Annotated in this window: 17 protein-coding genes; 10 read left to right on the top strand and 7 right to left on the bottom strand. The window is 55.2% G+C overall.

Annotated elements, in window-relative coordinates; genetic code table 11:
• Positions 1–74: 74 nt before the first annotated feature.
• Positions 75–5,555, bottom strand: a complete 5,481-nt coding sequence (locus ACQE3D_RS12955; RefSeq protein ID WP_313730185.1) for a glutamate synthase-related protein — start codon at positions 5,553–5,555, stop codon at positions 75–77.
• Between the two features lie 269 nt (positions 5,556–5,824).
• On the opposite strand from ACQE3D_RS12955, the gene ACQE3D_RS12950 reads away from it, so the two are divergent.
• Positions 5,825–7,045 carry an FAD-dependent monooxygenase gene (locus ACQE3D_RS12950; RefSeq protein ID WP_313730265.1) on the top strand — a complete coding sequence of 407 codons (1,221 nt, stop codon included), beginning with the start codon at positions 5,825–5,827 and terminating at the stop codon, positions 7,043–7,045.
• A gap of 5 nt (positions 7,046–7,050) precedes the next feature.
• Here ACQE3D_RS12950 and glnD read toward each other — a convergent pair whose 3' ends face one another.
• Positions 7,051–9,681 (bottom strand): [protein-PII] uridylyltransferase, encoded by a 2,631-nt coding sequence (glnD, locus tag ACQE3D_RS12945; RefSeq protein WP_064030531.1) that lies wholly within the window; start codon positions 9,679–9,681, stop codon positions 7,051–7,053.
• Positions 9,682–9,686: 5 nt separating this feature from the next.
• The gene (map, locus tag ACQE3D_RS12940; RefSeq protein ID WP_313730186.1) at positions 9,687–10,499 is read right to left on the bottom strand and encodes a type I methionyl aminopeptidase; all 813 of its coding nucleotides are present in this window, start codon (positions 10,497–10,499) and stop codon (positions 9,687–9,689) included.
• A 216-nt stretch (positions 10,500–10,715) separates the two neighbouring features.
• Here map and rpsB point away from each other — a divergent pair, with 216 nt between their 5' ends.
• The 9 genes from rpsB (at position 10,716) to ACQE3D_RS12895 (ending at position 18,958) form a co-directional block, all read left to right on the top strand.
• Positions 10,716–11,459 carry a 30S ribosomal protein S2 gene (rpsB, locus tag ACQE3D_RS12935; protein WP_064030535.1) on the top strand — a complete coding sequence of 248 codons (744 nt, stop codon included), beginning with the start codon at positions 10,716–10,718 and terminating at the stop codon, positions 11,457–11,459.
• A 131-nt stretch (positions 11,460–11,590) separates the two neighbouring features.
• On the top strand, positions 11,591–12,475 hold the full coding sequence (tsf, locus tag ACQE3D_RS12930) for a translation elongation factor Ts (RefSeq protein WP_064030537.1): 885 nt from the start codon (positions 11,591–11,593) through the stop codon (positions 12,473–12,475).
• A gap of 141 nt (positions 12,476–12,616) precedes the next feature.
• Complete coding sequence (gene pyrH, locus ACQE3D_RS12925; RefSeq protein ID WP_064030539.1) at positions 12,617–13,336, top strand: UMP kinase; 720 nt, start codon at positions 12,617–12,619, stop codon at positions 13,334–13,336.
• Positions 13,337–13,341: 5 nt separating this feature from the next.
• Complete coding sequence (frr, locus tag ACQE3D_RS12920) at positions 13,342–13,899, top strand: ribosome recycling factor (protein WP_064030541.1); 558 nt, start codon at positions 13,342–13,344, stop codon at positions 13,897–13,899.
• A 12-nt stretch (positions 13,900–13,911) separates the two neighbouring features.
• Positions 13,912–14,676 (top strand): isoprenyl transferase, encoded by a 765-nt coding sequence (locus tag ACQE3D_RS12915; RefSeq protein WP_071156278.1) that lies wholly within the window; start codon positions 13,912–13,914, stop codon positions 14,674–14,676.
• 38 nt (positions 14,677–14,714) lie between these two features.
• Complete coding sequence (locus ACQE3D_RS12910; RefSeq protein WP_313730187.1) at positions 14,715–15,638, top strand: phosphatidate cytidylyltransferase; 924 nt, start codon at positions 14,715–14,717, stop codon at positions 15,636–15,638.
• Positions 15,635–16,819 (top strand): 1-deoxy-D-xylulose-5-phosphate reductoisomerase, encoded by a 1,185-nt coding sequence (gene ispC / locus ACQE3D_RS12905; protein WP_313730188.1) that lies wholly within the window; start codon positions 15,635–15,637, stop codon positions 16,817–16,819. The genes ACQE3D_RS12910 and ispC overlap by 4 nt, the downstream gene beginning before the upstream one ends.
• Positions 16,820–16,821: 2 nt before the next feature.
• Positions 16,822–18,186, top strand: coding sequence for an RIP metalloprotease RseP (gene rseP / locus ACQE3D_RS12900; protein WP_313730189.1), 1,365 nt, complete (start codon positions 16,822–16,824; stop codon positions 18,184–18,186).
• A gap of 61 nt (positions 18,187–18,247) precedes the next feature.
• A complete protein-coding gene (locus ACQE3D_RS12895) occupies positions 18,248–18,958 on the top strand; it encodes a DsbC family protein (protein ID WP_064027213.1) in 711 nt (236 codons plus the stop codon).
• Positions 18,959–19,046: 88 nt separating this feature from the next.
• Here the strand turns inward: ACQE3D_RS12895 and ACQE3D_RS12890 are convergent, their stop codons facing one another.
• The 4 genes from ACQE3D_RS12890 to mutS form a co-directional block, all read right to left on the bottom strand.
• The gene (locus ACQE3D_RS12890) at positions 19,047–19,640 is read right to left on the bottom strand and encodes an OmpA family protein (protein WP_071156284.1); all 594 of its coding nucleotides are present in this window, start codon (positions 19,638–19,640) and stop codon (positions 19,047–19,049) included.
• A 12-nt stretch (positions 19,641–19,652) separates the two neighbouring features.
• Complete coding sequence (locus ACQE3D_RS12885) at positions 19,653–20,093, bottom strand: FecR family protein (RefSeq protein ID WP_064027217.1); 441 nt, start codon at positions 20,091–20,093, stop codon at positions 19,653–19,655.
• A 78-nt stretch (positions 20,094–20,171) separates the two neighbouring features.
• Entirely contained in the window at positions 20,172–22,442 is a 2,271-nt protein-coding gene (locus ACQE3D_RS12880) for a CHASE2 domain-containing protein (protein ID WP_427550929.1), read from the bottom strand.
• A 208-nt stretch (positions 22,443–22,650) separates the two neighbouring features.
• Positions 22,651–25,236: a DNA mismatch repair protein MutS gene (mutS, locus tag ACQE3D_RS12875; RefSeq protein WP_313730191.1), complete on the bottom strand. Its 2,586-nt coding sequence runs from the start codon at positions 25,234–25,236 to the stop codon at positions 22,651–22,653.
• Positions 25,237–25,607: the final 371 nt, after the last annotated feature.

Raw genomic sequence — 25,607 nt, 5'->3', positions numbered from 1 at the left:
GTGGAACGCTACCCGGCGCAAAGGCGAGATAGCCGGACTGCGGCCTAGGTTAACCTGGTCCACTTCGATTTCGGTTACGCTGCCTCGCATTCCAGCATGTTTTGGACGATGGTCAGGCTTTCCAGGCTGGCCAGGTTTTTGTCGACCGAAGGTAAGTTGACCAATGCCGCGCGATTGACACGGTCTTGCTCGATGATCCAGGCAGTCGAACCGATCGAGTAGATGCTTTGTACATCGCGCAGCATCAGCGTGGTCTTGTAATCGTTCAGGCGCTTTGCCGCCATCAATGCCGCTAATTGACCGTCGTCGTACTGACTATAGGCCTCGCGGATATTTTTGATCAGCGCGTCTTGTAACTTGCGTGGCCGTTCCATCACCAGCTTGCGGGCCTGTTGATCGACCTGTGCCGGCGTGGCGGTTTGCCCTGCTTTTTGGAGCTGGTCTCGGGCGATTTGTTGCGCCTTGTCGATGACAGCGTAGCTATTGATCAATTTCAAGGTCAATTCGCCGTCGGTTTCGCCGTAAGCGGGAATCGCGCCATCGAACAGGGCTTTATCACGGGTATAAGCCTGTTTGATTTGCTCGATTTGTTGCTGGGCGAGGGCGACCGATAATTCCTCGATCATGGCCTTGCGATCCATCGATTTACTGAGAAACTCAGCAGTTTGGGTGCGATTCAACCACAACGGCAGCGCGAATTTGAAGTGCTGGCGCTCGTCTGCCCAATTGTTCAAAATCGTTTTCGCTTTTTCCGAACCGGTGTGTTCGATATGTTGTTCCAGCATGTACAGAACGAACTGTTCATGGCTGGCCGCGAGCTCACTGCCGTCGGTGAGGCCGTGGATAGACACGGACGTGGCGTCGTACAGGTCTTCCAGACGATTTTCCGGGTCGTATTGGTAGGCATTGCCGCCGGACATGCCGGTGCAGAAACCTTTGCCGAAGCCGCCTAAATTCAACACCGCGCCATTGATCATGTATTCGCAAGCGAAGTCGCCGACGCCTTCGACGACGGCCATCGCACCGGAGTTGCGCACTGCGAAGCGGTCGCCGGCCTCGCCGTTGATGAAGGTTTTGCCGCCGGATGCGCCGAATAACGCGAAATTGCCGATCAGCACGTTTTCGCCGGGCAGCTTAGACCCGCCACCGGGCGATTTGATGACGATAACTCCGCCGCACGCGGTTTTACCGACACCGTCGTTGCAGGTGCCGGTGTGTTCCATTCGCATGCCGTCGTTATTAAAGGCCGCATAGCTTTGGCCCGCGGAGCCGTGGGTACGGACGATGATCGTGTCGTCAGCTAGATAGCGGCGGCCGTGCTGGTTGGTGTAAACGATTTTGGAGGCGGCGACTTGCTCGGCGCTCATTTCGTAGGCCAAAAAGCGCTCAAGGTCGATCGCGGTTTGGCCACCGACGGTTTTATTGCGGTTGTTGAGTTTGAACTCGTCACCTTCGATAACGACTTGCTTCAGACCTTGCTGGAACAACGCGGTTTTGACTTGCGGGAAAATGCGGTCGTCGATGGCAAAGTCTTTTTCCAGATAGACCGGTTGGGCTATTTTGACTTCGTGGACTTCCGCCAGCAATTTTTGCAGATGAATTTGACCAACCATGCTTGGGTGGTCGATCAAATGCAGCAATTCGGTTTTACCGCGAATTTCCTTCAGGCTGGTGTAGCCCAGGTCGGCGAGGATCTCGCGGACTTCGTGGGCCAAATTCATAAAGAATTGCGCCAATACGCGCGGATCGCCCTTGAATTCTTCATGCGCGGTGGTTAGGCCAGCCGGGCAGCGAATGTTGCAATTTTTCGCCATCACACAACGCAACATCATCAGCGCGGTCGTGCCGAACTCGAAGGAGTCGCCGCCGAGAATCGCGGATTTGACCACGTCGGCGCCGTTTTGATGGGCTGCGCTACAACGCAGGATCACTTTATCGCGCAAGCCGTTGACGGCCAGCGCTTGATGCACTTCGGCGATGCCGATTTCCGGCGAACGGCCGGTGTTTTTCAAGCTGGTTACGGCTGCGGCACCGGTACCGCCGGTATTGCCGGCGACGTTGATCACATCGGCGCCAGCCTTGGCGACGCCGACCGCGATAGTGCCTATGCCTTCCGACGACACCAGTTTAACGACCACGCGGACGCGAGCGGCTTTGGCGTCGTGAATCAATTGGCCCAAGTCTTCGATGGAGTAGGTGTCGTGGTGGGGTGGCGGGCTGACCAACTCGACTTTGGGGGTGCCGCCGCGCAGTGCGGCGATTTCGACCGACACTTTCGGCGCGGGCAATTGACCGCCTTCACCGGGTTTGGCGCCCTGGCCGATCTTGATTTCGATTTCTTCCAGATTAGGGTCGGCCAGATAGCCGGCCCAGACGCCAAAGCGGCCGGACGCAAACTGTTTGATTTTGCTGGAACGGAGGGTGCCGAAGCGGCTGGAATGTTCGCCGCCTTCGCCGGAGTTGCTCATGGCGCCGGCGATATTGGTGCCTTGGGCGACGGCTTCGTGAGCTTCGGCCAGCAAGGCGCCGTGACTCATCGCGCCGGAGGCGAACGTCGGAGTAATTTCGTGAGCCGGTTGGACTTGACTCAAATCCAGACGCTCGCGGGCAGTGCGGACGTTACTCAAATAGCGGTAGATCAAACTGTCGCCATCGTTGACCACTACTTTTAGCGTATCCGTTTCGATATTGATGCTGAAATCCCGGCTGGAGAAACGGGCTTTCAGATGTGCCGCTAGCGGTTCCAGACGGGTTTTACCGCTATTTTCAGTAAAATTAACATTGAAAACCGAATTATCTATTTGGTTGACTTTCAGGCCCCGAACCAGAAAATTGTTGTTGCCAAGCAGATTTTGGCTGCCCAACAGGCGATCGAATTCGGCTTGGGTGTCGGCGGCGCTGATGTCGACCGGAAACTCCATCACATCGCGCAACGCGGCGGGGCGATTGGCGCGTTCCAGCGTCAAATTGCGAGCGAAGCTGCGATACGCAGGGGTAATGCCGAAGGCATCGATCTGCTCCGGCGTGCGTTTATCGTAGCCGAAATCGCGGTAAGCGGTGTCGCTCGCTTCGTTAGCCTGCTCCCGCGCTATATATAAAATAGGTTCGTCGGTCATCGCGATGTATTCGCGTACCGCGGTATTGCCGAAGGTGTGGCCGGCACCGTCCTGACGTTCCTTGAACAGGCCCAGGAACGGAATGTCGTTCTCGCCTTGCACCGACAGCGCCTTGTGGTGCCATTCGGTGTTGCTGGCGGCGATGTCGGCGTAGCGCACGCCGCCGACCGACGAGTTGATGTTGGGGAAGTAGGCGTTCAGTTTCGGCTCGTCGGTGTCCAGATAGTTGGATTCGAAGAACTCGCCGCCAATGTAGCTTTCCACGGTGCACAATCCGAACTTGCCCATGGTTTTCATCAGCGATTTTTCGACGCCTTTCTGGAAGTTGTACAAGGCTTTCTTGCGGCCCGCCTCGTCGCCGTATTCGGTCATCACCCGGTTATGCACGCTTAGCGGACAAATCGCCGACGCTCCGAACCCCAGTATGGTCGCAACGTCGTGGGGGCTGGCGGCTTGACCGGTTTCCATGACGATAGACGAGTTGAAGCGCAAGCCTTGTTTGACCAAATGCTGATTGGCGGCGGCAATCATTAGCAGGGCTGGGATCGCTGCCTTGGTTTTGCCGATATTGGCATCGCTAAGGATGATGATGCCGGTGTGGTTGCGCGCGGCCTGTTCCACTTGTTCGCACACCGCGAGCAGGGCTTGTTCCAGAGCCAGCTCGTTTTGGTCGGCATCGTCGAAATTCGGGGTGTACAGCGCGTCCAGGGTGACGGTTCTAACTTGGTTTTGCCGACGGATTTGCTCAAGCTGGGTGCGTTGCAGGATCGGCGAGTCGACCATCAATTGCTTGCTGGTCGGCGGCGCGAAGGTAGGTTTCGCACCCAGCGCGACGCGTAGGGTCATACCGTCGCTCTCGCGCAACGAATCCAACGGTGGGTTGGTGACCTGGGCGAAACGTTGGCTAAAATAGCGCGACATGCCGCCTTCGGCCGCGCTGAGCGCATTCGGAGTCAGGCCGTAACCCATCGCGGACACTTTTTCCAAACCGGTTTGCAGTATCGGATCAAGCAGGAATTTGAAGCTTTCCTGATTCAGCGAATAGGCGGTATGGCGTTGATCAATGTTTAGTTCGTGGTCGTTGCCGATGTCGGACAATTCGACTTTCGGCAGTTCGTTCATGTGAACGCAACGCTGGGCCAACAGAGCTTTGTAATCTTTCTGTTTCGCCAGGCGTTCCATGACCTGGCGGCTGTTGTACGACTCGCCGGTGCCGTGATCGAAATACAGCATCCCGCCGGCTTCGATCCGGCCGCGGCGCAGAACTTGTTCCGGCGGGAAATCGATCTGGCCGGCCTCCGACATCACCGCCAAATATTCTTGGGTTTCCACCGAACGCAACGGGCGTAGCCCGAGACGGTCGAGGCGAGCGCCGACACGGACGCCGTCATTGAAGATCAGCGCCGCCGGACCGTCGTTTTTCTCTTCGTACAAGCTGAAATATTCCAGCATCGCGCGCACGTCATCGGACAAAGTAGGGTCGTTTTCCCAGGCTGGCGGCATCATCGCCAGAATCGCCGTGACGATGTCGAGTTCGTCTTCGTTGATGCGGCGAGTCAGGGTTTGGTCGAGGCGGCCGGAATCGGACTGGCCGCACGGAAATACGATGTGTTTGTTATTTTGCCGGGCAATGGCGTTTTCGCTGAGACGGTTTTTCTTGTCGGTATTCAACTCGCCGTTGTGGGCCATGTAGCGGAACGGTTGGGCCATCATCGTCGCCGGCGCGGTATTGGTCGAAAAGCGGGTGTGGAAAAACAGCGTGCTGATTTCGTGGTCGGCGTCGTATAGGTCGATAAAGTATGGGATAACTTCAAACGAATTCAGGCGGCCTTTGTAAACCTGGGTGCGCGAGCTCATCGATAGCGGATAAAATCCGCGCAATTCCGGGCGGCCGAAACCGTCGACTTCGATGGTCAGCAGCGCTTGCTGAATATGTTTTTCGAACAGCTCGTGGCTAGCATCCTTCAACGATGCGGGGCGGCCGAAAATCAGTTGTTTGATCGGTAGTTGAGCCTTGACAGAGGCTGTATTCAAGACCGAATGGTCGACCGGCACCTCACGCCACTTGATGACCGGCAGATCGAATTCCTTCAGATGTTCTTCGACCAGTTTTTGTGCTTCGGAATCGTAATGGGCGTGATCTTCCGGGAAGAAGAAGTTGGCGACGCCGAATTGACCCAGTTCCAGCGTTGCATCGCCGGTGACCTTGCGGAAAAACTTCAAAGACAGGTCGATATTCACGCCGGCGCCGTCGCCGATGCCCTCGGCGCTCATGCCGCCGCGATGCGGGATCGTGCATAAGGCCTCGTGCGACTTCAGCAATAACTCGTGAGTCTGTTTGCTATCCTTGCGCGTGATGAAGCCCACGCCGCAACTGTCTTGCGATAAGTCCGCGTCGTAGAGCATGAATGTGTTGTTTTTCTGGGCGTGTGTATTCATAGCTATCCAGATCCTGTCTTCCTGATTAATGAACCACCCGAAGTGGCCTGCCGGCAGGTTTATGGTTTTTAAATCGACCGCGTGATAGAGTCACTATATTTGAGAAGTTCGCTTTGCGCTAGTCGTCGCAACCAGTTCTCGTTGGCCAAGGTGGCTTTCGGTTGGTGAAACTTTCCAATGATACCATGCGCGCTAGAGCCTGTCATTCCTGGGGCCGGCCAAGCCGGCTTCAAATCCATTGCATAAACGGCAACACACTATAAAAAATGATGAAACAACAATACGATGTAGTAATTGTGGGTGGCGGAATGGTGGGTGCGGCGGTCGCCTGCTGTCTGGGCGGTAGCGCCTTGAAGGTGGCTCTGCTCGAAAACCGTTTGCCAGAACCGTTTGCGCCGGAACAACCGCACGATTTAAGGGTGTCTGCGTTGAGTATTGCGTCCAAAACCATACTCGAGATGGTGGGCGCTTGGCAGGGTGTCGAGTCCAAGCGATGCTGCCCTTTTCAGCGCATGCGCGTTTGGGAAACAGCGGGCGACACCACCTTCAACAGTAAGGATATCAATGCGTCGGAGTTGGGTTACATTGTCGAAAATCGCGTCACCCAGTTGGCCTTGCTGGAGCGCTTGCCGGATTTCGCTAATATCGAGCTGCTCGCGCCGTGTTCGATCGAGGCTATCGACTATCTAGCAGGCCGGACGGAATTGACGTTGGCCGATGGCACCAAAATCGCCACAAACATGTTGGTCGGGGCCGATGGAGGTCATTCCAGGGTTAGGCAAGCGGTTGGGCTTGGGGTCACCAGTTGGGATTATAACCAGCATGCGCTGGTGATCTACGTCGAGACTCAATATCCCCAACAAGATATCACCTGGCAACGCTTTGTCCCGTCCGGACCGCAAGCTTTCCTGCCGCTGACCGGCCATTTTGCGTCTCTGGTTTGGTATAACTCGCCCGACGAAGTTAAGCGTTTGCAGGCATTGCCCGTCGAAGACTTGAAGCGCGAACTGACGGGAGCCTTCCCGGATTGTCTCGGGGAAATCCAGCGAGTGTTGGGTGTCGCCAGTTTTCCGTTACGGCGCCAACATGCACAGCATTACTTCAAGCAAGGCGTCGCCTTGGTGGGCGATGCCGCGCACATGATCAATCCCCTGGCGGGTCAAGGCGTCAATATCGGTTTGTTGGATGCCGCCGCGCTGGCCGAAGTGCTGATCGAAGCCGGCAAACAGGGCAAGGCGATCGGCGATTCGGCCGTATTGCAGCGCTATGAACGGATGCGCCGTAACGAAAATCTGAAAATGATGACGGTGATGGATGTGTTTTATCAATCGTTTAGCAACGACATCTTGCCTTTAAAGGTTTTACGTAATTTGGGCCTCGGGTTGGCGCAACGTATCTCTCCGGCTCGGAATAAGGTGATGAGGGCGGCGATGGGATTGGAAGGTCGGCTGCCAAAATTGGCTCGCGGCGAACGTTTGTTATTGGGTTAGCGCATTTAGCCGCTCAGTAGTTGCAGTATGGTATCGCGCAACGCTTGTCGCTGGTGCTGATCGGTAATGGGCGTGCCGTCCAGTGCGCTAATGTAAAACATATCCTCGGCTCGGCTGCCTATTGTGGTGATTTTCGCGTCGTGCAGCTGGATGTTTTGTTCGGTAAAGGCGCGGCCGATCGTCGACAACAAACCGGCTCTGTCGGTTGTTACCAATTCCAGTATCGTATGTTTATGCGACGGATTTTCCAGATAGGTCAGCGTGGTTTTGATTGGGAAATGCTTGGCTTGCCGCGATTGCTTGTGGATGTTTTTAGATGATTTGACGGTCTTGGTTAGCAGTCCGTGACGTAATGATGTGCAGATATGCACCTCCCGGTGCAAATCGGTAATCGGTTTGCCGGACTGTTCCAAGACTTGAAAGCTGTTCAGGACGTATTGGTCGGCGGTCGTGATGATCCGCGCGTCGAGGATGGTGAGGCCTAATTGATCGAGCGTCGCGGTGCAGATCGAAAAAATCTGAACTTCGTTGCGGGCGTACACGAAGATTTCCGCGCTGCCGCGCAGGGTTTGCGGGCGCAACAGCACCAGGGGCAATTCGTGGTCGTGGCAGGCGGCAATCGCGACCGTATGCCAAGCGATTTCGTCGCCGGAGTATCGTAAAAAATAATCGTCGCTGACGTGTTGCCAAGAACGTTCTATCGATGTCGGCGATAAACCGAGCTTTATCAATTCCTCTCGGGCTTCCTTGCGGTTTTCCTCAAGGCGTTCCGATCTGGCCATCGGATTGAGCAGACCGCGATGCAGCGCCTGATGTGTCGAAATATACAGTTCTTTTAGTAACGCGTCTTTCCAGGCATTCCAAAGGCTGGGATTGGTCGCCCTAATGTCGGCCACGGTCAGCAGATACAGGTAGTTCAGGTATTCGATGCTGCCGACATGCAGCGCGAAGTCGTGAATGATGTCGGGATCGCTGATGTCCTTGCGCTGGGCGGTCATGGACATCAGCAAATGGTTGCGAACCAGCCAAGTGATGATCTTGGTGTCAGAGCTGGGCAGCTCGTGCTGTTGGCAAAACTGGCGGGCGATGGTTTCGCCCAATGTCGAATGGTCTCCGCCGCGACCTTTGGCGATGTCGTGAAACAACGCGGCGATATACAAAATTTCCGGCTTGGAAATCAGCAGGAAAATATTGTTGCAAAACGGTAATTCCTTGTTGTGCTTGGCCAGCGAAAAGCGGCGCAGGTTACGAATCACGAACAGCGTATGCTCGTCGACCGTGTAGATATGAAACAAGTCGTACTGCATGCGGGCAACAATATTGGCGAAGTCCGGCAAGTAGGCCGCCAGTATCCCATAGCGGTTCATACGCTTGAGCTGGTGGGTGATGCCGCGCGGTTGTCGCAGTATGTCCATAAACAAACGGTTGGCGCGCTTGTTTTGCCGGAATTCTTCGTCGATCAAGGGCAAGCTTTTTCGGATTAACCGTATCGTGCTGGCGCGGATACCTTTTAGCGACGGCGATTGTTGCAAAATCAAGAATATTTCCAGTAACGCCAGCGGTTGTTTTTGAAAAACATCTTTGTTGGAGGCCTCCAGGTAGCCGTCGATCGACGAAAAATTCGCGGTAATCGGGATCGGATTCAAGCTTTCCTTGTTGCTGATCAGTTTTTCGTTGAGCAATTGCAACAGCATTTCGTTGAGTCGCTCGATATCGACGACGGTCTTGAAGAAAAATTGCATGAATTGCTCGACATCCGGCTGGTCGTTCGCGTCGAAATAGCCGAGTTGGGCGGCGAGCTCGCGTTGATAATCGAACAGCAAACGGTCTTCGCAGCGGCCGGTCAGGTTGTGCAGCGCAAATCGCAAACGCCAGAGTATGTCGCGGGCAGTGATCAGATTGTCGTATTCGGATTTGGGTAGAAAGCCGTATTTGATGAGTTCGCGTAGCGACGCGGCTTTGTAGTGGTGTTTGAATACCCAACTGATGACTTGCAGATCCCGCAGGCCTCCGGGGCCTTCCTTGATGTTGGGTTCAAGATTGTAAGCGGTGTCGTGAAACTTGGCGTAGCGGCGTTCTTGTTCGCTGAGTTTGGCCGGAAAGAATTTTTCGGACGGCCAGAGCGTGTCGGAATTTACTTGCTGTTTCAAGGTTTCGAATAACGTTGTGCTGCCGGCGATCAGACGCATCTCCAGCAAGCTGGTAAACACGGTTTGGTCGGCTGCCGCGGCTTGTAGACATTCGGCAACGCTGCGGGTGCTTAGTCCGGGTTTTAGGCCAATGTCCCAAAGGAAGTTGGCAAACCCGGCGACGGCTTCCCGATAATCTTCGGCACAAGCAGGGTCCAGTAGTACCAATATATCGATGTCTGAGTAGGGGAACAGTTCGCCGCGCCCGTAACCGCCGGTCGCCACCAAGCCGTGGTGAGTATCGCAAGCTCCCATGAAGTGCTTCCAGCAGGCTTGCAGCAAGTTGTCGATAAAATGGGCTTTCTCGGTCAGTAGTCCGGTGGTTGCTTTATCGGGATTGAAGCGAAGCTTTAAATGTGCGTTTTCCTTGGCGATGGCGCTTTTGAACGAGGCAACCGGATTCTCTTCGCCGAAACAACTCAGAAAGTCGTTTTCGGAAAACCACATGCCTTTCACAGCTCTTCTTGCCGCAGGGTGAGTATTTCGTGGCCGGTTTCGGTGACCAGAATCGTGTGTTCCCATTGTGCTGAAAGGCTGTGATCCTTGGTGACTGCGGTCCAGCCGTCACCGAGGATTTTCATGTGGCGCTTGCCGAGGTTGATCATCGGCTCTATCGTGAAAATCATGCCTGGCTCGAACATCGCACCTTCGCCCTGCTTACCGAAATGCATGACGTGGGGTTCTTCGTGAAATTGTTTGCCGATGCCGTGCCCGCAGAACTCTCTGACCACCGAATAACGATGGGCCTCCGCATGTTTTTGAATCGAATGCCCAATGTCTCCAAAATGCTTGCCGGGGCGGACTTCGGCAATCCCCAGCATCAGGCATTCGCGCGTGACGTCCACCAGGCGCTTGGCGTGCGGGCTGACATCGCCGATGCAAAACATTTTGCTGGTGTCGCCATGGTAGCCATCCTTGATGACCGTGATATCGACATTGACGATGTCACCGTTTTTTAGTTTCTTTTCGCTCGGAATGCCGTGGCAGATTTGGTGATTGACCGACGTGCAGATCGATTTCGGAAAGCCGCGATAATTCAGTGGTGCCGGTACGGCGTGTTGAACGTCCACGATGTAATCATGGCAAATTTTATCGAGCGCTTCGGTGGTCACGCCGGCAACGACATGCGGTGCAATCATTTCCAGTACTTCGGCGGCTAATTTTCCGGCCACGCGCATTTTGGCGATTTCGTCGGCGTTCTTAATGCTGATAGTCATTCGAGGGTTGTAATAGTTGAAAAAACAAGGAGCTGCGCCGGATCGCATCGCGGAGTGCGCCGCTAAGGCAGCGCAGTCTAGCAGGTTTAAGCTTGTTGGGAAAACGCGATCATGGTATAAAGGTAAGTTCACCAAGTAACCAATACTCACACTTATCGACACGATCGGTGGGGTGCTCGCCTTTTTAGAAAAGTCGGGTCACCGGTCGGGATCAGTGGAGGCGTAACCCAACGCCGAATTATTCGGCAATTTTAGGAGAAGTAAATGGCAGCAGTGTCAATGCGTCAAATGCTGGAAGCGGGTGTGCACTTCGGTCACCAAACCCGTTACTGGAACCCCAAAATGGCTTCATATTTGTTTGGAGCTCGTAACAAAATTCATATCATCAATCTGGAACACACCTTGCCGTTGTTCAACGATGCGATGAACTATTTAGGTCAAATGACCGCTAATAAAGGTACCATATTGTTCGTGGGTACCAAAAAAGCTGCCCGTAAAGTCGTGGCTGAAGAAGCGGCGCGTTGCGGCATGCCTTATGTCAACCATCGGTGGTTGGGCGGCATGTTGACCAACTTCAAGACCATTAAGAAATCGATCAATCGCTTGAAGGAACTGGAAGCGATGAAAGCCGACGGCACACTGTATCAACGCTTCAGCAAAAAAGAAGCCCTGGGCATGGAGCGCGAGCTGGATAAACTGGAGCGTAGCTTGGGCGGTATTAAGGATATGCGCGGCATACCCGATGCGATTTTTGTTTTGGATGTCGGATACGAAAAAAATGCCATTATGGAAGCCAAGAAATTGGGCATTCCAGTGGTTGGCGTTGTCGATTCGAACAACTCTCCAGACAACATTGATTACGTCATTCCCGGTAATGACGACTCGATACGCGCCGTTACCCTGTATTGCCAAAGTGCGGCCGCGGCGATTTTGGAAGCTAAAGCCTTGCGGATGGATGCCGGCGGCAAGTCCGACGACTTCGTCGAAGAAGTCGTAGCGGAAGCGTAAGCAAACTTTCGATAGTGTCCGGCCCTGTCGCCGGACCCTCCCGGGTGCTTGATTTGCGTCCGGTACCGTATGTCTTTTAAACGCCTCCTTAGTGAGGCGTTTTTTTAGTTAATAAACTTGAGGAAATAACGATGAGTATAAGTGCGGCGATGGTCAAGGAACTGCGTGAGCGTACCGGTTCCGGCATGATGGAATGCAAGAAGGCCCTGGTCGAGGCCAACGGCGATATGGAATTGGCAGTCGAAAACATGCGTAAGGCAGGTTTGGCCAAGGCCGATAAAAAGTCCGGCCGTATCGCGGCCGAAGGCATTATCGGCGTCAAAGTCTCCGAAGACGGCAAAACCGTGGTGATGGCCGACGTCAACTGCGAAACCGATTTCGTGGCCAAGGGTGAAGACTTTATTGGATTCACCAGCGATGTGGTCAACAGCTTGCTGAACAGCAATGTCAATAGCGACGAAGATTTGCAAGCCATGTTGTTGAGTACAGGCGTCAGCTTGGACGAAACCCGGCGGGCATTGATTGCCAAAATTGGTGAAAACATCACCGTGCGCCGTTTTGTCAAATACACCACCACCGATGGCGGTCAAGCGGCTTATCTGCACGGTAGCAAAATCGGCGTTATCGTCGAGTTGGCAAAAGCGGATGCCGAATTGGGAAAAGACATTGCGATGCACATTGCCGCCAGCAAGCCGATTTGCATTTCCGCCGATCAAGTTGCACAGGAAACCCTTGAAAAAGAGAAAGAAATTTTCTTGGCGCAGCAAGAAGAGAAAATCAAAGGTAAGCCGGCGGACATCGTGGAAAAAATGGTTTCAGGCCGCATTAACAAGTTTTTGTCGGAAATTACGTTGCAAGGCCAAGCCTTTATTAAGGACGACAGCAAATCCGTCGGCCAACTTTTGAAAGAGAAAGGCAATTCGGCGGTACGCTTCGCTCGTTTCGAAGTTGGCGAAGGCATCGAGAAGAAAGAAGAAGATTTCGCGGCCGAGGTTATGGCGCAAGTTAGAGGCTAGGCCGCGCCGAGGCGGAAACCGGCACCGAGCCAAGAACGGTTTCCGCCCGAACTTACGCTTAGTTCGCGCGTCGAGGAGATTCGACGCGGTTATGTTCTACAATTCGTTGCTTTAACTGAAACTCCCGACGGACGTTCGATTATGAATCAAATGATTTGCCAAAGAATTTTGCTGAAGTTGAGCGGCGAAGCCCTAATGAGCGAGAAGGGCGGCAGTATCGATCCGGATATCGTCCAACGCTTAGCCCTCGAAGTGAAGGATTTATGCGACGCCGGCGTGCAAGTGGGGCTGGTAATTGGCGGCGGCAATATTCTGCGCGGCGGCGAAAAGGCGTCGGAATCCCTGAATCGGGTGACCGGCGATCAAATGGGTATGTTGGCAACCGTGATCAATGCCTTGGCGATGCAGGACGCTCTTGAATACCTGGGTCAGCCGGTGCGGGTGATGACGGCGTTGAAAATTAATCAGGTCTGCGAGGATTACATCCGGCGCCGGGCCGTGCGTCACCTTGAAAAAGGCCGGGTGGCGATTTTCGCGGCCGGTACCGGCAACCCGTTTTTTACCACCGATACCGCGGCCAGTCTGCGCGCGATCGAAATCGACGCCGATTTGATGATCAAGGCGACCAAGGTCAAGGGTGTGTATTCCGCCGATCCCAACAAGGTGGCCGATGCGGTTTTTTACCCGCGTTTGACCTACGACGAAGCCATAGACCAGCGTTTGAACGTGATGGATACCACGGCTTTGGTCTTATGCCGGGACAACAATTTACCCATGCGGGTCATGAATGTTTTTGAGCCGGGAGCGGTGATGCGCCTGATGCGCGGCGAAGACATCGGCTCTCTAATCGTGAGGAATTAATAACAATGATCAGCGATATTCAACAAGATGCCGCGAGCCGAATGGTGAAGAGCATAGAGGCTTTGCAGAAAGCCTTCAGTAAAATTCGGACCGGGCGGGCGCATCCCAGCCTGCTGGATCAAATCAGCGTGTCTTATTACGGTTCGGAATCGCCGCTATCCCAAGTGGCCAACGTCACCGTCGAAGACGCGCGTACCCTGAAAGTCGTACCCTGGGAAAAAAGCATGGTCGGCGCTATTGAAAAAGCCATATTGTCGTCTGGATTGGGATTGAATCCCGCCACTCAAGGTACGGTGATACGCTTGCCGTTGCCGGCCCTGACCGAAGAACGCCGCCGCGATCTGGTGAAGATCGTCAAAAACGAAGCCGAACAAGGACGGGTGGCGATACGCAACATCCGTCGAGACGCCAATGCGGCGGTCAAGGACGCGTTGAAGGAAAAGCTGATTTCGGAGGATGACGCTCGTCAGGCCGAAGATAAAATTCAAAAGCTCACCGATCAATACATCAAGGAAGTGGAAAAGCATCTTGAAGAGAAAGAAGCCGACCTGCTTTCGATGTAATCGGGAGGTGAAATGACTGCTGTCAGCAACGAAAAAACGGTCGTGGATAATGGTAATCCCCGTCATATAGCCATCATTATGGACGGCAACGGTCGTTGGGCGCAGAAGCGGATGATGCCTAGAATCATGGGGCATCACGCCGGTGTCAAGGCGGTCAGAAAAATCGTCGAATATTGCGCGAAACAGCACATTGAAGTGCTCTCGCTGTTCGCGTTCAGTAGCGAGAACTGGCGCCGGCCGCAGGACGAAGTCAGTTTGCTGATGGAATTGTTCATGGCGACGCTGCAATCGGAAGTCGACAAACTGGACAAGAACAACATCCGCTTGAAAATCATCGGCGACAAGCACGCCTTTCCCGAGAAACTGCAACAAAAGATCGCCGCAGCCGAGCAGCAGACCTCTCGGAATACCGGTTTGACCCTGCTGATAGCCGCCAATTACGGCGGACGCTGGGATATTACCCAAGCCGCGCGTAAAATAGCCGCCGACGTTTTGGCCGGCGTCATTCAAGCGTCCGACGTGACTGAAGAGTTGGTCGATAGTCATCTAATGACCGCCGGCTTGCCGGAGCCGGATTTGTTTATTCGCACCGGCGGGGAAGAGCGCATCAGCAACTTTCTGCTGTGGCAATCGGCCTATACCGAATTTTATTTTACCGACGCCTTATGGCCGGATTTCGATCAGGCCTCGCTCGATAAAGCGATCGCCAGCTTCAAGGGCAGGCAACGTCGCTTCGGGCACACTGGCGAGCAGGTCATTGCTCAAAAAGTGCGCTAGGGATTTTTCCATAACCATAAGTATAAGAAAATCAGCTCATGTTATTGAAACGCGTTTTAACCGCCTCGGTGTTGGCGGCACTGGTTATCCTTGCCGTCTTCAAATTACCGGCTCTATTGTTTTCGTTATTTATTGCCATCATTACCTTTATCGCCGCTTGGGAATGGCTGGCGTTGACCGGCGTCGATAGCCTGGGGCGTAAGCTATTGTTTTTCGGCGCAATGCTCGTGCCGATGTTCGGCGTCACTTATTGGACCGAATTGCTGGAGTTGCTCAGCGAAGCGATGGAGTGGCCGGAAATCAAAGATTATTCCGATGTGTTGGAATGGCTGGTGTTCGCGCCGGTGTTGTTTTGGATTCTGACCATGGTGCTGATACGCCAGACTGGGCCGCAGCTATTGACGGCCCAATTTTCGCCGCGCCTGCAAGCCTTCCTGGGCTGGTTGGTGTTGATGTCGGCCTGGATGTTCCTGAGCAAACTGCGCGCCTATTACGGGTCCGGCATGGTGATCTACTTATTGTTGTTGATCTGGGCCGCCGATATTTCCGCTTATTTCGCCGGAAAAAAATGGGGCACCGACAAATTGGCGCCGGAGATCAGCCCCGGCAAAACCATACAAGGCATGTACGGTGCGTTGGTCTCGGCGGTAGTCTGTGGAATAGGCTTCTTTATTTACGGTAAAACCATTTCCACCGAATCGGCGCAAGCCCAGGAAGGCATGATGCAGTTCCTGGACGAATTGGTGTTTTTCGATATGTTGATGCTGTCGGTATTCACCGTTTTGATCTCGATCTACGGCGATTTGTTTTTCAGTTTGGTCAAACGCCGCAAGGGCGTCAAGGATAGCGGCAGCTTGTTGCCGGGTCATGGCGGCGTGCTCGACCGGATAGACAGCATCGTCGCCGCGACACCGTTCTTCTATGCGGGTATTTTATTGATCGGCCGGATTTTTTACTCATGAAAGGTATTTGCATACTGGGCGCGACCGGTTCTATTGGCGTCAGCACGCTGGATGTCGTCGCGCGGCATTCCGATCAATATCGCGTCGTCGCGCTGACCGCCAACGGCAACATTGAAGCACTGTATCAGCAATGTCTGGTGCATAAGCCTGATTACGCGGTCGTCGCCAACCCGGCCAATGCCGACGCGTTTAAAGCCAAAATCGCCGGGTCGCCGATTGCCGACATGACCGTGCTGGCCGGCGCCGAGGCGCTGGAAACGGTGGCAACGCTGGATAGCGTCGACGCGGTCATGGCCGCGATCGTCGGCGCGGCCGGTTTGTTGCCGACGCTGGCGGCCGCCAAGGCCGGAAAAACCGTGTTATTGGCGAACAAGGAAGCCTTGGTGATGTCCGGGCAGATTTTTATGCAAGCGATCACCGACTCCGGTGCGACGCTGTTGCCGATCGATAGCGAACATAACGCCATTTTTCAATGCATGCCGGCCGGTTACACGACCGGGCATACCGCCAAGCAAGCCCGACGTATTTTGTTGACCGCGTCCGGCGGACCGTTTCGGCAAACGCCGATCGCCGATCTGGATGCCGTCACGCCCGAACAGGCGGTAGCGCATCCCAAATGGGATATGGGCCGGAAAATCTCGGTCGATTCGGCGACGATGATGAATAAAGGGTTGGAGCTGATCGAAGCTTGTCTGTTGTTTAACATGGACCCGGATGCGATCCAAGTCGTAATACATCCGCAAAGCATCATCCATTCGATGGTCGATTACGTCGACGGTTCGGTATTGGCGCAAATGGGCAACCCGGACATGCGTACGCCGATCGCCTACGCGATGGCGTGGCCGGAACGCTTCGATTCCGGCGTCGCGCCGCTGAATATCTTCGAGGTTAAGCACATGGACTTCGAACAGCCCGATTTAAACCGCTTCCCCTGCCTACGCCTGGCTTACGAAGCGATCAAGGCCGGCGGTATCATGCCGACCGTGTTGAATGCCGCCAACGAAGTCGCGGTCGACGCGTTCTTGAACGAAAGAATCAAGTTCACCGATATCGCCAAAGTTATCGAGCGCGGCATGGCTAGGTTTCAAGCGGACAGCGCCGATAGTTTGGAACTGATCCTGCGGGCCGACAGTCAAGCAAGGCAAGTCGCTAACGACATCATTGCCGAATTGACCGCCTAACCATGGATACTCTGCACACCGTCTTTTATTTCATCGTCGCCATCGCGGTTCTGGTCGCATTTCACGAATTCGGTCATTTCTGGGTGGCGCGTAAAGTCGGTGTCAAAGTGATTCGTTTTTCCATCGGTTTCGGCAAGCCACTTTGGACTTGGCGTAAATCGCCCCATGACACCGAGTTCGTCATTGCCGCCGTGCCGTTGGGCGGCTACGTCAAAATGGTCGACGAGCGCGAAGGCGAGGTGAGTCCCGAGGATTTACCCTATGCGTTTAACCGTCAACCCTTGTGGGCCAGAACAGCGGTAGTCGCGGCCGGCCCGTTGGCTAACCTGTCGCTGGCCGTGGTTTTGTTTTGGACCGTGCTGGTGCTGGGCGAAGTCGGCGTTAGACCTGTGATTGGCGGTGTCGAAGCGGATTCGTTGGCGGCCGCTGCCGGTTTCACGGCTGGCGAAGAAATCGTCGGCGTGGCCGGCAAGGACACCCCGACCTGGATGGATGCCTTGGATGCCGTGCTATCGTTGGCCATCGACGGTCAGACGCAAATCGACGTCGCGGTCAAAACCAGCGACGATAGCCGGCAGGTCAGACAGTTGCAATTACAGCCCAGCGACGTCGACTCTCCGGAAGTGTTACACAAACGCCTGGGCCTAAAGCCGTGGATGCCGGTCGTCAAGCCGGTAGTGGGTAAACTGCTTGAAGACGGTGTCGCCAAGCAGGCCGGTTTGTTGAGCGGCGATCTGATCCTTAGCGCCGATGGCAATCCGATCGGCGAATGGCAACAGTGGGTTGATTATGTGCAGGCTAGACCGGATCAACCGATCAAGTTGCTGATAGAGCGCGACAACGTAACTCTGCCGTTGACGCTAACGCCGCGCCGCGAACATCAGGACGACGGCCGGGAGATCGGCAAGATCGGCGCGGGCGTCTACATTCCGAAGGAATTGAGCGATTCAGTATTGGTCAAGTCGTCTAAAAGCCCCTGGGAAGCGGTGCCGTTGGCCTTGGAGCGGACCTGGTTTTACGCGACCGCGACGCTGAAAATGATGGGTAAAATGTTGGTGGGTTCGGCTTCGGTCGATAATTTGAGCGGTCCGATCAGTATTGCCCAATATGCTGGTCAGTCGGCGGAAATGGGCCTAACGGCATTTTTGAAGTTTCTCGGTTTGGTCAGCGTCAGCTTGGGCGTCCTCAATCTGTTGCCGGTACCGGTGCTGGATGGTGGCCACCTGCTGTTTTATCTGGTCGAAGCCCTGCGCGGGCGGCCGTTGCCGGACAAGATCCAAATGTATTTTCAACAAGTCGGCATGTTTTTACTAATGATGCTGATGGCGCTGGCGATGTTTTTGGATATCGATCGATTGTTCCAATAACTTGGAACGATTCGCGCCGCGTCGAGTCAACCGCTTTCTTTCCCATCCCTCGGACTATTCCATGAAAACATTGTTTCGAACCCTGGTGATTGCCGCTTCGGCCGCGATCAGTGCGAACGCGGCCGCCGACGAAGCCGCCATCAAGAAAGCTTTGACCGAATTCATGCCGTCCGGACAGGTCGATTCAATCACGCCGGCTGAAATCAAGGGATTATACGAAGTGACGATGGGCGCCAATATTTTCTATGCCTCGGAAGACGGTAAGTATTTGTTGCAAGGACAGTTGTTCGATGCCGAGGCCAAGAAAAACATCACCGAAACCAAGCAGGCCGGCGCCAGAAAAAACGCGCTGGACAAAGTCGGCGAGAAAAATATGATTATTTTCAAGCCCGAATCGCCTAAGCATCAGGTCTCGGTGTTCACTGACATCGATTGCGGCTATTGTCGGAAACTGCATTCCGAGATGGAGCAATATCAGGCGCAGGGCATCACCATACGCTACCTGTTTTTCCCCAGGGCCGGCAAAGGTTCGGATTCCTATAAGAAAGCGGTGTCGGTCTGGTGCGCGCCCGATCGTAACAAGGCGCTGACCTCTGCCAAGAAAGGCGAAAATCTGGATAGCAAGGCCTGTGACAATCCGGTCGACAATCACATGGCTTTGGGCGAGGAATTCGGCATGAACGGCACGCCGATGATTGTCACCGAAAAAGGTAACGTATTACCGGGATACGTGCCGGCAGCTCAGCTCGCCAAAATCCTGTCCAGCGAATAAGCCGGCGGTTTGCTCGCCAAACTCCCGCTAAGCGACCGTTTAGCGGGTTTTAGACCACTTTAAAATTTTTTCAAGAAGACTCGCTGCCTTAGCGTATCGTAACTTCTACCCGCCGATTTTTCGGTTCCGGTGTTTCGTCGGCGGTTTTTACCAGCGGGTTTTTCTCACCGTGAGAAGTCACCGCAATTTCCTTGACATCCAACTGTCCGGCACCAAATAGCTTAGCCACTTGTTCGGCACGTTCTTTCGCCAGCGTCTCATTGTCCGCCGCCGCGCCAACCGTGTCGGTATGGCCGATGATGGAAATGTCGGCGGCCGGGTGACGGCGCGCTGATTCAATGATTTTAGGCAACTGCGCCGCCGATTCCGCCGTCAAGCGGGTACCTCCGGTTTCGAAGTACAGCAGATATACTTCCGGCCTGACCGGCTCTGAGCCGAGCGCCCGGCCGAAGTCTGATTCAATTTGTTTTTGGTCGGCCTGAAATACGTCCCCTTTCCGGTCGATGCGGGTCGCGGATCCGGCGCGGTCCAACACCGTTTCGCCGTCGGCCGATTTGAACACGACCTGGCCGGTACTGCCGTCGTGATCTTCCAACAACACCAGATACGACGAGCTACAGCCGACGAACATTGGCGCGACGGTCAGCAGCAGCGTTAAGGGTTTCATTCGATTGATAGTCATGGCTGCTCCCGCTTATGGATCGACTTTGGCCAGAAACCGCGTGCCGCGCACCGCGATGACGCCGGACGGCGTTTTCAGCGTTACCGCCTCGGGCTTGAGTTTGGCGATAACCCCGGAAATGTATTGGAGCGTGCCTTTCAGCAAGCTGGCGTTCAGTTCCAAGCGCTCTTGTTGCGGTTCGAATTGGTAGGCCTTGATCTCCAGTTCGGTGTTCGGTCCTATCGAGAGTACCGTGTTGTCTTTCAACGTAATTCCGGCCGCGCCGCGCTCGTCGGTTTTGATGACTTGACCGACTCTAATCGGCGAGCCTAATACAGCCGGAATTTGCAGATCGCCTTCGACAATCACCGTCGCGTCGGCGACCGTTTTGACGTAACCGATGGCCGATTGCTCCGCCCGGACCGAGCCGGCGGCACAGCTCAGCCAGATCAAACACAAGAATACGATTTTCATGGATGCCCTCTCGAAAGTCCGAAAGCCTTGCGCAGACAGCGCGGTGGGTTAGCGGGCAAGTATAGACAGCATTGCGGCTTATGCGCGTGGAAATTCAGCCCAGAACGTGCTGCCAACCTCCGGGATGCTGCTGACGCCGACTCTTCCCGCCATCAGCTCCGTCAGTTGCTTGGCGATAGCCAAGCCGATGCCTGTCCCTTCTATACCGCTATGTTCGGCATCCAGGCGTTCGAATGACTTGAATAGGCGATCGAGTTGCGCCGTGCTCAATCCCGGCCCTGTATCGGTCACCGCGATGCGGACGTAGCCGGCGTCGGTGGTCTGGGTCGACACGACGACGCGGCCGCCGGGCCGGTTATATTTGACGGCGTTGGACAAAAAGTTCAGCAAGACCTGCTTGGCGCGGCCTGCATCGGCGTAGAGACAGGTCGTCGGGGCCAGCGGGTTGGCCAGCTCTACGACAATCGCGTTCGGGTTGGCGAGCGGTGCGATCCAGGCCAGGCAGTCGTCCAACAGGGTTGTCAGTTCGACCGCGGTCAGGTTCAGACTCAGCTTTCCGGATTCGATTCTGGCCAAGTCCAGCAAATCGTTGATCAAATTCAGTAAGTGCATGCCGGCCTTGAATATTTCGTTTGCGGCTTCCAGATGTTCGGCGGCCAGCGGGTGCTCGGGGTCCTCCATTTGCAGCAACTGCGCAAAGCCGATCACCGCGTTCAATGGTGTGCGCAGTTCGTGGCCGATTTGGGCCATGAATTGGCTTTTGGCGGTACTCATTTGCTCGACGCGATCCATGGACTCGCGAATCTCGCTAAATTCCTCGGCTTTTTTAAGCAAGAGTTTTGCCATCAGCATGCGCTCGCTAAGGTCGTTGACCGTAATCACCGCGCCTAGTGCTTCACCTTGACTGCCGAACAACGGTGCCACTACCAAATTGGCGGTCACACTTTGTTGATCGCTAACGGTCAGTCGGCAGTGTTCGAATTTGAGAGGCGCGTTTCCGCTCCGGCTCTCGGCGATCAACTCGCTAGGGAGCCAGAGCTTTCCGCCGGCTTGTGCTGAAAATAACTGGTCAATGTTACGGCCGGCTTCGAGCAGTTTGGGACCGAACATATCCAACGCGCGGGAGTTCATGAAGTCGATTTCGCCGTTATCGCGCGTGGTCACGACAGCATCGACAATCGCATTCAATGTGATGTAAGCCCGTTTACGTTCGGCAAACAAGGATTGCAGCAGTTTTTCGAATTGGCGCCAGCTGCGCAGCGGATAGCTGAGGAATACGACCGTGACGGTGGCTGCCGGTGCAAACCAATAGCCGCCGAACGCCAACAACAACAGACTGAGAACGACCGTGCCAACCGCAAAGGCCGCTACGACCAGCGGCAGCCAGCGCGCCGGTGCCCAAGCGCCAGCACCGACGGTCAAGCCGGTCAGCAGCAGTGCCACACCGCACTGCCAGAGCCACGGCAGTTCTTGCCAAAATTTCTGTTTCAATAAGGCGTCCAGCCCGGCCGCGACAAATTCGACACCGCTTAGCGGCCGATTCCCAACCGCGAGCGGGGCCGGTAATTCTCGCTCGATGCCGGCGGCGGTCAAGCCGACCAAGACGAATTTATCCTTGAAAACCCGGTCGGCCACGGCGCCGGACAGCACGTCGGCATAAGACACCCGGACGAAGTCGGTGCTGGTGTCGTAAAACGGCAAGCCGACCCGATGGTCGCCGGCCAATCCGGTGACGACGCCAGCCGGATTATTGCCTGTCCGCGCGCCGGTCGATGCTTTTAAAGCGTCCGGATAGCGGACCGCATAGGCTGCAAGTGCCATCGCCGGCCAACGAGCGGCGCCTAGCCCGCTCCATAACAGCAGGCCGCGCCCGACCCCGTCTTTGTCTATTTCCAAGTTGGCATGGCCCAGAATCGCCGCCGAGCGAAACGAAGCGATCGGCAAGGTTTCGACCAGGGAATCGGCGTTGCTTTCGATGATGACCGGTAGAATCACAGGGCCGCTGTTTCGCAAGGCCATGGATAGCTCGGCATCCGCTTCGGGGTGCTCGGCATCGGCCTCGGAGAACACAAAATCCAGCGCAATCGCGGTGGGCCGGGCCGCGGCCAATTTGCGCAATAGCTTGGCGTGGATATCGCGAGGCCACGGCCAGCGCCCCAGCGTGCCAAGACTGCGCTGATCGACTTCGACGATGACGATATCGGCGGAAGCGGGCTTGGCCAGCCAAGTCAAACAGGCGTCGTACAGCCAGCGGTCCAGTCGCCAAGCGGCGTCGGTCCAGGTCAAGGTCACTATCGCGGCGGCGAGGATTAGCGCGATGGGCGTTTGCTTGCTTAGCCGTCTTGGCATCGATGCGGAGAAAGTTTGAAGAATCACTGCCGATTATAGTCAGCGGACAGCGTTTTGGTATTTCGTCGCGGTTCGCGTTGTAAGCAAACATTCGTGGTTGCAGTTTTGGCGCGTCTGTAGGCCGGGACGAGATTTTTGCGTGGCTCCGCGCCAAACAACCGGGGAGACGTCGCCTAACCCGTTGGGCGAGCGACGGCCCTGATGGTTTCTAGAGCATTTTCTTCAACCGGTATAAGGTGTCCAAGGCTTGGCGCGGACTGAGGAGGTCCGGATCGATTTCTTCGAGCAGCACCACGGCGGGATGGCATTCGCGGCTGGTAAACAAATCGAACTGATTAATCTCTTGGTGACTTTGTTGTTCGATGTAGGCGGTGTTTTCCAATTGCGCCAGCTTGTGCTTGGCGTTGGCGATCACCGATTGCGGCACGCCGGCCAAGGCCGCGACCTGCAGCCCGTAACTCTGACTGGCCGGCCCGTCTTTGACCGCGTGCAAAAACACGATCTTGTCGCCGTGCTCCATCGCATCCAGATGAATGTTGTGGATGCCGGTTTGTTCTTCGGCCAGCGTGGTTAGCTCGAAGTAGTGGGTGGCGAACAAGGTAAAGGCTTTGACGTGGCGCGCCAAGTAGTCTGCGCAAGCCCAGGCTAGGGATAGGCCGTCGAAGGTGCTGGTGCCGCGGCCGATTTCGTCCATCAAAATCAAACTGTTGGCGCTGGCGTTGTGCAGGATGTTGGCGGTTTCCGACATCTCGACCATGAAGGTCGAGCGCCCGCTGGCCAGGTCGTCCGAGGCGCCGATGCGGGTGAAGATTTTATCGACCGGCCCGCACGTCAACGACTGCGCCGGCACGTAACAGCCGATGTGCGCCAACAGCACGATCAGCGCCGCCTGGCGCATGTAGGTCGATTTACCGCCCATGTTGGGCCCGGTGATCACCAGCATGCGGCGGTCGCCGGAAAAGTCCAAATCATTGGCGACGAACGGTATGCTGGACAATTGCTCGACCACCGGATGACGACCGGCGACGATGTGGATGCCGGGCTCCTGAGTCAATACCGGCTGAGTCCAGTTCAGGGTTTCGGCGCGTTCGGCAAAGTTGACCAGCACGTCCAGCTCGGCCAGCGCTATGGCGCATTGTTGCAGGTCAAGTAAGGCCTCGCCCAACGTGGTCAGCAGTTCGTCATATAACGCTTTTTCGAAGGCCAGCGATTTTTCCCGCGCGCTGAGCACCTTGTCTTCGAACGATTTGAGTTCCGGCGTGATATAGCGCTCGGCGCCTTTCAGAGTTTGTTTGCGAGTGTAATGCACCGGTACCTTGTCGGCCTGGGCGTTGGAAATTTCGATGTAATAGCCGTGCACCCGGTTGTAATTGACCTTGAGATTGGCAATACCGGTGGCGGCGCGCTCGCGCTGTTCCATGTCGATCAGAAACTGGTCGGCGTTTTGGCTGAGATTGCGTAATTCGTCCAGCTCGGCGTTGAAACCCGGCGCGATCACGCCGCCGTCGCGGATCAACATCGGCGGGTTTTCGATGATGGCGCGTTGTAACAGTTCTACCAATTCAGGGTGTTCGCGCAACTGGCCGCGTAACGCTTCCAGATGCGGATTGTCGCTGCCGGCCAATTTTTGTTGTAATTCGGGTAGCACCGCCAGGGTCAGCCGCAAGGTCAGCAGGTCGCGCGGCCGCGCCGATTTCAACGCAATCCGCGAGCTGATGCGTTCGATGTCGCCGACTTGGCGCAAACTGGTTTGCAAATCAAGGTATAGCTCGTTTTCGAGCAGGCTGACGATGCAGGCATAGCGGCCGTTGACCACGGCCTGGTCGCGCAACGGCCGGTGCAGCCAGCGCCGCAAACAGCGGCTGCCCATCGCGGTTGCAGTTTTGTCCAGCACGCCGAGCAGCGTGTATTGCGTTTGTCCGCTGGGGTGGCTGTCCAATTCCAGGTTACGGCGGCTGGCGGCGTCCAAGCTGATGCCGTCGTCGGCGTGTTCGACGGCAATGCCCTGAATGTGGGGCAGGGCGTTGAACTGGGTATCCCGCACATATTGCAGCAAGCAACCGGCGGCGCAAATCGCCGCCGGCAGGTGCTCGCAACCGAAGCCTTTCAGATCGTGACAGTTGAATTGCTTCAAAATTAGTTGGCGGCAACTATCCAAATCGAAATGCCAAGGCGGGCGTTTGCACAAACCCTTGCGTTCCTTGATGGACGCCGGCAGGGCTTGGTCTTCGCTGAACAACAGTTCAGCAGGATTCAGACGCTCGATTTCCGCCTGCAATTGGCTGTCATTTTCCAACTGCTGCAACACAAACTTGCCGCTAGTTAAATCCAGGCAAGCGACGCCGATGGATTTATCGAAGCGCGCCAGCGCCACCAGCAGATTGTCCTTGCGGTCTTCCAGCAAGGCCTCGTCGGTGACGGTACCGGGCGTGACGATGCGCACGACTTTACGTTCGACCGGCCCCTTGGATTTGGAGGGATCGCCGATTTGCTCGCAAATCGCGATCGATTCGCCTTGTTTCAACAGTCTGGCGATATAGTTTTCGGCGGCATGATAGGGAATGCCGGCCATCGGAATCGGTGCTCCGGCCGATGTGCCGCGTGCGGTCAGGGTAATGTCCAGCAATTGAGCGGCGCGTTTGGCGTCGTTGTAAAACAGCTCGTAAAAGTCGCCCATCCGGTAAAACAGCAGAATGTCCGGATGTTGAGCCTTGATGCGGAGATATTGCTGCATCATCGGCGTGTGTTGGATTTCGCTGCCTTGCTTGCTGTCTTGTTTTATTTGGAGATTCATTCGTAAATTAATGAAGTAACAGATAATTGTTCTATGCTATGCGTCGGTTTTCGCCAACTACACTTTTCAAAACTTCCCGGCACGTTGCTGTTTAGCATAGGTTTTTTTCGGGCTATATTCGATCATCGATCAACATAAAAAACGATATTAAAAACAATTCGATACCTGCGCCGCTATAGCTTTTCAGCCAGGACGCCAGATGACTTTTGACGATTATCCAGGGCTGTATTTGCCCGTCACGGGGCTTTGTCGCATAAATCGCCGACGGTCTCCATAATACAAGGGAAGTCATTGAACACAAGCCGAAACGCCCAAGCCAGAACCCTTGAAATTCCTAACCACTACCTGGCGAGACTATAACCAATCCCTGT

Origin of the sequence: Methylomonas sp. MS20 (genome assembly GCF_050275925.1) — a bacterium.
In the GTDB taxonomy this organism is placed as follows: domain Bacteria; phylum Pseudomonadota; class Gammaproteobacteria; order Methylococcales; family Methylomonadaceae; genus Methylomonas; species Methylomonas koyamae_A.
This window is presented reverse-complemented; position numbering and strand designations above follow the sequence as displayed.

Excerpts from the sequence above, each read along its gene's own strand:
- ACQE3D_RS12955 (WP_313730185.1), bottom strand. The coding sequence starts at position 5,555 with ATGAATACACACGCCCAGAAAAACAACACATTCATGCTCTACGACGCG.
- ACQE3D_RS12950 (WP_313730265.1), top strand. The coding sequence starts at position 5,825 with ATGAAACAACAATACGATGTAGTAATTGTGGGTGGCGGAATGGTGGGT.
- glnD (WP_064030531.1), bottom strand. The coding sequence starts at position 9,681 with ATGTGGTTTTCCGAAAACGACTTTCTGAGTTGTTTCGGCGAAGAGAAT.
- map (WP_313730186.1), bottom strand. The coding sequence starts at position 10,499 with ATGCGATCCGGCGCAGCTCCTTGTTTTTTCAACTATTACAACCCTCGA.
- rpsB (WP_064030535.1), top strand. The coding sequence starts at position 10,716 with ATGGCAGCAGTGTCAATGCGTCAAATGCTGGAAGCGGGTGTGCACTTC.
- tsf (WP_064030537.1), top strand. The coding sequence starts at position 11,591 with ATGAGTATAAGTGCGGCGATGGTCAAGGAACTGCGTGAGCGTACCGGT.
- pyrH (WP_064030539.1), top strand. The coding sequence starts at position 12,617 with ATGAATCAAATGATTTGCCAAAGAATTTTGCTGAAGTTGAGCGGCGAA.
- frr (WP_064030541.1), top strand. The coding sequence starts at position 13,342 with ATGATCAGCGATATTCAACAAGATGCCGCGAGCCGAATGGTGAAGAGC.
- ACQE3D_RS12915 (WP_071156278.1), top strand. The coding sequence starts at position 13,912 with ATGACTGCTGTCAGCAACGAAAAAACGGTCGTGGATAATGGTAATCCC.
- ACQE3D_RS12910 (WP_313730187.1), top strand. The coding sequence starts at position 14,715 with ATGTTATTGAAACGCGTTTTAACCGCCTCGGTGTTGGCGGCACTGGTT.
- ispC (WP_313730188.1), top strand. The coding sequence starts at position 15,635 with ATGAAAGGTATTTGCATACTGGGCGCGACCGGTTCTATTGGCGTCAGC.
- rseP (WP_313730189.1), top strand. The coding sequence starts at position 16,822 with ATGGATACTCTGCACACCGTCTTTTATTTCATCGTCGCCATCGCGGTT.
- ACQE3D_RS12895 (WP_064027213.1), top strand. The coding sequence starts at position 18,248 with ATGAAAACATTGTTTCGAACCCTGGTGATTGCCGCTTCGGCCGCGATC.
- ACQE3D_RS12890 (WP_071156284.1), bottom strand. The coding sequence starts at position 19,640 with ATGACTATCAATCGAATGAAACCCTTAACGCTGCTGCTGACCGTCGCG.
- ACQE3D_RS12885 (WP_064027217.1), bottom strand. The coding sequence starts at position 20,093 with ATGAAAATCGTATTCTTGTGTTTGATCTGGCTGAGCTGTGCCGCCGGC.
- ACQE3D_RS12880 (WP_427550929.1), bottom strand. The coding sequence starts at position 22,442 with ATGCCAAGACGGCTAAGCAAGCAAACGCCCATCGCGCTAATCCTCGCC.
- mutS (WP_313730191.1), bottom strand. The coding sequence starts at position 25,236 with ATGAATCTCCAAATAAAACAAGACAGCAAGCAAGGCAGCGAAATCCAA.